This window comes from Rothia sp. HMSC072B03, from assembly GCF_001809565.1.
Lineage (GTDB): Bacteria > Actinomycetota > Actinomycetes > Actinomycetales > Micrococcaceae > Rothia > Rothia mucilaginosa_A.
The window spans coordinates 379,804-385,469 of the sequence record NZ_KV797970.1; the positions used below are offsets into that span (position 1 = coordinate 379,804).

5 protein-coding genes are annotated in these 5,666 nt (G+C 62.5%); 3 read left to right on the forward strand and 2 right to left on the reverse strand.

Translation table 11 applies throughout. The features are described 5' to 3' along the window. Window positions 1-272 precede the first annotated feature (272 nt). Entirely contained in the window at window positions 273-1,871 is a 1,599-nt protein-coding gene (gene abc-f / locus HMPREF2630_RS08155) for a ribosomal protection-like ABC-F family protein (RefSeq protein WP_049334159.1), read from the forward strand. Window positions 1,872-2,614: 743 nt separating this feature from the next. Here abc-f and HMPREF2630_RS08160 read toward each other — a convergent pair. Together HMPREF2630_RS08160 and HMPREF2630_RS08165 are read right to left on the reverse strand one after the other, a co-directional pair. After that, complete coding sequence (locus HMPREF2630_RS08160) at window positions 2,615-3,346, reverse strand: metal-dependent hydrolase (RefSeq protein ID WP_070484367.1); 732 nt, start codon at window positions 3,344-3,346, stop codon at window positions 2,615-2,617. 140 nt (window positions 3,347-3,486) lie between these two features. Next, entirely contained in the window at window positions 3,487-3,735 is a 249-nt protein-coding gene (locus HMPREF2630_RS08165; protein ID WP_049334161.1) for a hypothetical protein, read from the reverse strand. Window positions 3,736-3,996: 261 nt separating this feature from the next. Between HMPREF2630_RS08165 and HMPREF2630_RS08170 the strand changes: the two genes are divergently transcribed. Together HMPREF2630_RS08170 and HMPREF2630_RS08175 are read left to right on the forward strand one after the other, a co-directional pair. After that, the gene (locus HMPREF2630_RS08170) at window positions 3,997-4,713 is read left to right on the forward strand and encodes a beta-ketoacyl-ACP reductase (RefSeq protein WP_049334162.1); all 717 of its coding nucleotides are present in this window, start codon (window positions 3,997-3,999) and stop codon (window positions 4,711-4,713) included. A gap of 164 nt (window positions 4,714-4,877) precedes the next feature. Further along, window positions 4,878-5,621 carry an SDR family oxidoreductase gene (locus HMPREF2630_RS08175; protein ID WP_049334163.1) on the forward strand — a complete coding sequence of 248 codons (744 nt, stop codon included), beginning with the start codon at window positions 4,878-4,880 and terminating at the stop codon, window positions 5,619-5,621. The last annotated feature ends 45 nt before the right edge of the window (window positions 5,622-5,666 follow it).

Below are 5,666 nucleotides of genomic sequence, written 5' to 3' on the forward strand. Positions count from 1 at the left end.
GGGGGGGGGGGGGGGGGGGGGGAGAGAGAGAGAGCCGGAGGGATCGGTTCGCGCGGCGTCGCTGCGCGGCGTGAAACGTCCCAGCAGAACATTACCATTGAACAGTGTTCGATAGGTATCCTACACCCGTCACCACAGAAATAAAAGCAAACCCACATGCACGCACGGCATCCCTGCACTAAAATTGATGGGGTGCTCGCCCGGTGGTTCTCCTCTTGGGAATCGGCCCGGAGCACCAACACCACGCAGACCGTCCCACCCGAAAGACACCCATGATTGCCGTACAGAACCTTGAACTGCGCGCCGGCGCGCGCCTGCTGATGGAAGACGTCACCTTCCGCATCGACAAGGGCGACAAGATCGGCCTGGTGGGCCGCAATGGCGCCGGCAAGACCACCATGACCAAGGTACTGGCCGGACTCACTCTGCCCGCGGACGGCACCGTCACCCGCAGCGGCGAGATTGGCTACCTGCCGCAGGACCCCAAGGTGGACGACATGAGCCAGTTGGCCCGTGACCGCATCCTCTCGGCTCGCGGCCTGGACGGCGTGGCCCGCAAGATGCGTCAGGCCCAGGAAGACATGGCCAGCGAGGACGAGGCGGTGCGCGCCAAGGGCCTGCGCCGCTACGACCGTCTCGAGGCAGAGTTTATTGCCGGCGGTGGGTACGCCGCCGAGTCCGAGGCCGCGGTCATCACCTCCAACCTGGACCTGCCCGAGCGCGTGCTCTCCCAGCCGCTTTCGACCCTTTCGGGCGGTCAGCGTCGCCGCGTGGAGCTGGCGCGCATCCTCTTCTCGAACGCGGACACCATGTTGCTGGACGAGCCGACCAACCACCTGGATGCCGACTCGATCATGTGGCTGCGGGACTTCCTCAAGAACTTCTCGGGTGGCCTGCTGGTCATCAGCCACGACGTGGACCTCATGGAGCTCGTCGTCAACCGCGTCTTTTACCTGGACGCCAACCGCTGCGTGATTGACCAGTACAACATGGGCTGGAAGAACTATCTGGCCCAGCGCGAGCAGGACGAACACCGCCGCAAGCGCGAGCGCGCCAACGCCCAGAAGAAGGCGAGCGCCCTCATGGAGCAGGCGAATAAGATGCGAGCCAAGGCCACGAAGGCCGCTGCCGCCCAGCAGATGATTAAGCGTGCCGAGAAGCTTCTGCGCGGCCTGGAGGAGGAGCGTCAGGTGGACAAGGTGGCGGCAATCCGTTTCCCGGATCCGGCCCCCTGCGGCAAGACCCCGCTTTCGGCGGAGGGTTTGTCGAAGTCTTACGGCTCGCTCGAGATTTTCACGGGCGTTGACCTGGCCATCGACCGCGGCTCTCGCGTGGTGGTGCTGGGCCTGAACGGTGCGGGTAAAACCACGCTGCTGCGCATGCTTGCCGGCACGACGAAGCCCGATACCGGCGAGGTCATCTACGGTCACGGCGCGAAGCTGGGATACTTTGCCCAGGAGCACGAGATTCTGGATGGCGACCGGACCGTATTCGAGAACATGAAGTCCGCGGCGCCCGACCTGGATGACACCCGAGTGCGCACGATTCTGGGTTCCTTCCTCTTCTCGGGGGATGACGTGGATAAGCCGGCCGGCGTTCTCTCCGGTGGCGAGAAGACCCGTCTCGCCCTGGCGACGCTCGTGGCCTCGAGCGCGAACGTGCTGCTGCTGGATGAGCCGACCAACAACCTCGACCCGGCCTCCCGCGAGGAGATTTTGCATGCGCTGAAGGCGTACCAGGGGGCAATCGTCATGGTTTCGCACGATGAGGGTGCGGTGGAGGCGCTCAACCCCGAGCGCGTGCTGCTTCTGCCGGATGCGGTGGAGGACCTCTGGTCGAAGGAGTACCAGGACCTCATCTCGCTGGCCTAAAACGTAATTCGCCAGCATAAAGGTAAGGAGGCTCCGGCACCGTATGGTGCCGGGGCCTTTTTCGTGTCTCTTCTGGAGTTACCTTCTCGAATATCACGAAAAAATGTGACCTGACCCGTGGGTTTGCATTGCTTTCTGGTCGTATATGCCTATATTGCTCATTAGTGCATTGGGTTTGTGGGTGGAACCTTATGAATCACAGGCACTATTTGACGAAAAAACAATGTTGCCTTGTGGGTTTTTAGATTTCAAAGAAACGTTTTCACCCGAGATATTCGAGCGTACGTGTGGGGTTTTTGAATTTTTCGTGTGTGCCTACTGACATTGTGGGATTTTTAGTAGAAACACAACATCCTTCGGGTATAGACTGGAGTTGTTCCCGCTGATGCGAGGACGCACAAGCGAATCTAAAGCTCGTCACCATCGACGAGCTGACGCGGGGGAGAGGAAACTCCCGCCCGCTCATGAATGGAGAACACCAATGCACAACACTGAATTCGAGAAGTACCCCACCTCCGGTGAAGAGAACGTTGAGGTTGACGTCTTCTGGCCCATCCAGGACGCTTAGTCTCTTAGCCCGACAGGTTCGGGATGATTATTGCGAGGCACCCCGCCGCTTCCTAGTGAAGTGACGGGGTGCCTTCGTGTTTTGGGGTGGTTATATATTCTGCCGCCGAGCTGCTGCGAGGTCGCTTTGTCCTCGGGATGTTGGCTCGTGAAAATCTATCCGTGAGGCTGCGGTGCTACTTTACGGCGTGGACGCCCAGTCCAAACGTCTGGAACGGGTACTCCACGAATCCCATCATGGCGGCGGCGTACCATCCAATGTAGATGCTCAACGCGAGGGTCAGGGCCTTTTCGCGTACGCTGCCGGCGTCCCCCAGGATGGGCAGTGCCATGTAGCCGCTCTTCTTCCACAGGGGCGAGGCCACTAGCGGTTTAATGACGATGGGGTAGAGGGGGAGCAGGCCGCGGGTGGTGAGCAGATCGCCGATGAGGTGAATCGTGGCGCCCACCGAGAAGGCCCAGGGGAGGAGCGTGAGTGAATCCGTCGTGTAGGCGGCATAGCCCAGTGCGATGGCGCCAATCCATCCGCCCGGGGCTCCCAGAACCCGCAGGGCCAGGCCTCCCGAGAAAGCGGCCAGGAGGAGCGAGGCCCACGGGATGCCGTTGTAGCTAATGCTTGCGCTAAAGTACGCGATGGCCCAGAAGGCCACCAAGCCCAGAATGGAGTGGGTGCCCTTGCGGTGACCACCGCTCACGGCCCCCACAATGCGTGCCACCCACCGCGAAACGGGCGGGATGGAATTCGCGATACTGCCGTTGTGATGGTCAATGTCCGGCAGCATGCCGGCCCCGGCGCACGCCAGGGTCGTGACAACGAGCGTGGGAGTGTCCGGAACCTGCACAACTCCCGTCTCGACCAGAGCCAACCAGCCGGCGGCGGCGCTGACGGTGTGCGAGTATCCCATCATGGGGGTTGCCTCCTGGAGTGCTGGTGGGCGCTGGGGGTGCGTGGAGAGTGCCTCAATCTAAAGCTATTAGAACAAATATAGCATATATCGAAAGTAGTTTCGATTGAGGGGTGGTCCCTTCGCCGAGCCCTTTCCGCCGGCTACTCGGAGGAATCCGCCATGGAGCCATCGAAGGGTAGCGTCTGCTTCCAGAACTCGCGCTCGCGCAGGTAGTTCTCCAACCAACCCACGTGCTCCGAGCAGGCCAACCAAATCTTTCGACGCTCGGGGGTGTGCACCTTGGGGTTGTTCCACAGCAGCTGGAACTCCGCCGCCTGCCGGCACCCCTTACGCGAACACTTCGCGTACTCGGGCTGCGCATCCTGCGAGAGCGAACCCAGAAGATCCATGATTCCCAATCCTTTCACGAACGGTACGGGCGCCTCCGCCGCGGAGGCACCATGAGTTAGTCTACGCGCGGGCGCAGCGTGTATAAAGGGCGTTCTCGAGGCGCGATAGGGTAGTGACGGGGGAGCGAGCGCGGTGTAGCCTGCGGCACCTCGAGCGTAAAACGCGGTAAAATAGGCTTCGACTGTCCATCCGTCCACACCCCGGCCGCGGAGCCGCTGCATCGGCGCCGACCGCGAGGGGTCGACTCACCAAGGAAGCTCATGAGCGAAAACACTCCCAAGACCGTCCTGGTCACCGGCGGTAACCGAGGCATCGGCTACGAAATTGCCAAGGAATTCCAGGCATCGGGCCACAACGTCTGCATCACCTACCGCAGCGGCGAGGCTCCCGAAGAATTTTTCGCCGTCAAGGCGGATGTGCGCGACGCCGACAGCATTAACGAAGCCTTCAAAGCCATCGAGGCGGAATACGGCCCCGTTGAGGTGCTGGTTGCCAACGCCGGCATTACCCGCGACATGCTCCTGATGCGCATGAAGGAAGCCGACTTCACCGACGTGATTGACACGAACCTCACCGGCTCGTTCCGCGTGGTGCAGCGCGCCATCAAGGGCATGCTCAAGCTCAAGCGCGGCCGCATCATCCTCATCTCCTCCGTGGTGGGCCTGTACGGTTCGCCCGGCCAGGTCAACTACTCCGCCTCCAAGGCGGCACTGGTCGGTATGGCCCGCTCCATCACCCGCGAGCTGGGCGGCCGCAACATCACCGCGAACGTGGTGGCACCGGGCTTCATCAACACCGCCATGACCGATGTTCTGCCCGAGGAAACCAAGAAGAACTACCTCGCCTCCATCCCGGCCGGCCGCTTCGCAGAGGCCGAAGAGGTTGCACGCGTGGTTCGCTGGCTCGCCTCCGACGAGGCAAACTACATCTCCGGCGCCGTCATCCCCGTGGACGGCGGCCTGGGCATGGGCCACTAAAACCCGCAAAGACTGCATCCCGGCGGGGGTGGCGGTACGACTACCGTCCGCCCGTCGCGCGGCTCGTCGCACCGCCGCCTGCGTGCGCGGGCCGCGCCACAAGACATCGACGTTGCACGCAACGTTAGACACCATCGTTGAACAACACAAAGGACGTACACCGAATGGCACAGCTGACCGGCAAGACCATCATCATCACCGGCTCCTCCCGAGGCGTCGGCGCAGACACCGCACAGATTCTCGCCGCCGAAGGCGCCAACATCGTCGTGAACTACCGTTCCAAGGCACCGCGCGCCAACAAGATCGTCAAGGCCATCGAAGAGGCCGGCGGCAAGGCCGTCGCCGTGCAGGCTGACGTGACCAAGGCCGAGGATCTGCAGACCCTCGTCAACACCGCCGTCGAGACCTTTGGCTCCCTGGACTACCTGATTCTGAACGCCTCGGGCGGCATGGAGACCGGCATGGGCGAGGACTACGCAATGCGCCTGAACCGCGACGCCCAGCTGAACCTGGCTCGCCTGGCCGCAGAGAAGATGCCCGAAGGCGGCCGCATCGTCTTCGTGACCAGCCACCAGGCGCACTTCATCCGCGAGGTCGAGACCATGGACGAGTACCAGCCCGTCGCCGAGTCCAAGCGCGCCGGCGAAGACGCCCTGATTGCCGAGATTCCCGCACTCTCCGAGAAGGGCATCTCCCTGGTCGTGGTCTCCGCCGACATGATTGAAGGCACCGTCACCGCAACCCTGCTCAACCGCCTGCACCCGGGCGCCATCGAGCAGCGCCGTGAGACCGCGGGCAAGCTCTACACCGTCAACGAGTTCGCCCACGAAATCGCGAAGATGGTCACCGCAGACGTCGAGACCGGCCACGTTGAGCTGGTCGGCGGCGCACGCGGCTTCATCGACTAAAGACTCCCGCCGCGGCGGCACCCAACGCGGGGTGCCGCCGCGCAC

Excerpts from the sequence above, each read along its gene's own strand:
- abc-f (WP_049334159.1), top strand. The coding sequence starts at position 273 with ATGATTGCCGTACAGAACCTTGAACTGCGCGCCGGCGCGCGCCTGCTG.
- HMPREF2630_RS08160 (WP_070484367.1), bottom strand. The coding sequence starts at position 3,346 with ATGATGGGATACTCGCACACCGTCAGCGCCGCCGCCGGCTGGTTGGCT.
- HMPREF2630_RS08165 (WP_049334161.1), bottom strand. The coding sequence starts at position 3,735 with ATGGATCTTCTGGGTTCGCTCTCGCAGGATGCGCAGCCCGAGTACGCG.
- HMPREF2630_RS08170 (WP_049334162.1), top strand. The coding sequence starts at position 3,997 with ATGAGCGAAAACACTCCCAAGACCGTCCTGGTCACCGGCGGTAACCGA.
- HMPREF2630_RS08175 (WP_049334163.1), top strand. The coding sequence starts at position 4,878 with ATGGCACAGCTGACCGGCAAGACCATCATCATCACCGGCTCCTCCCGA.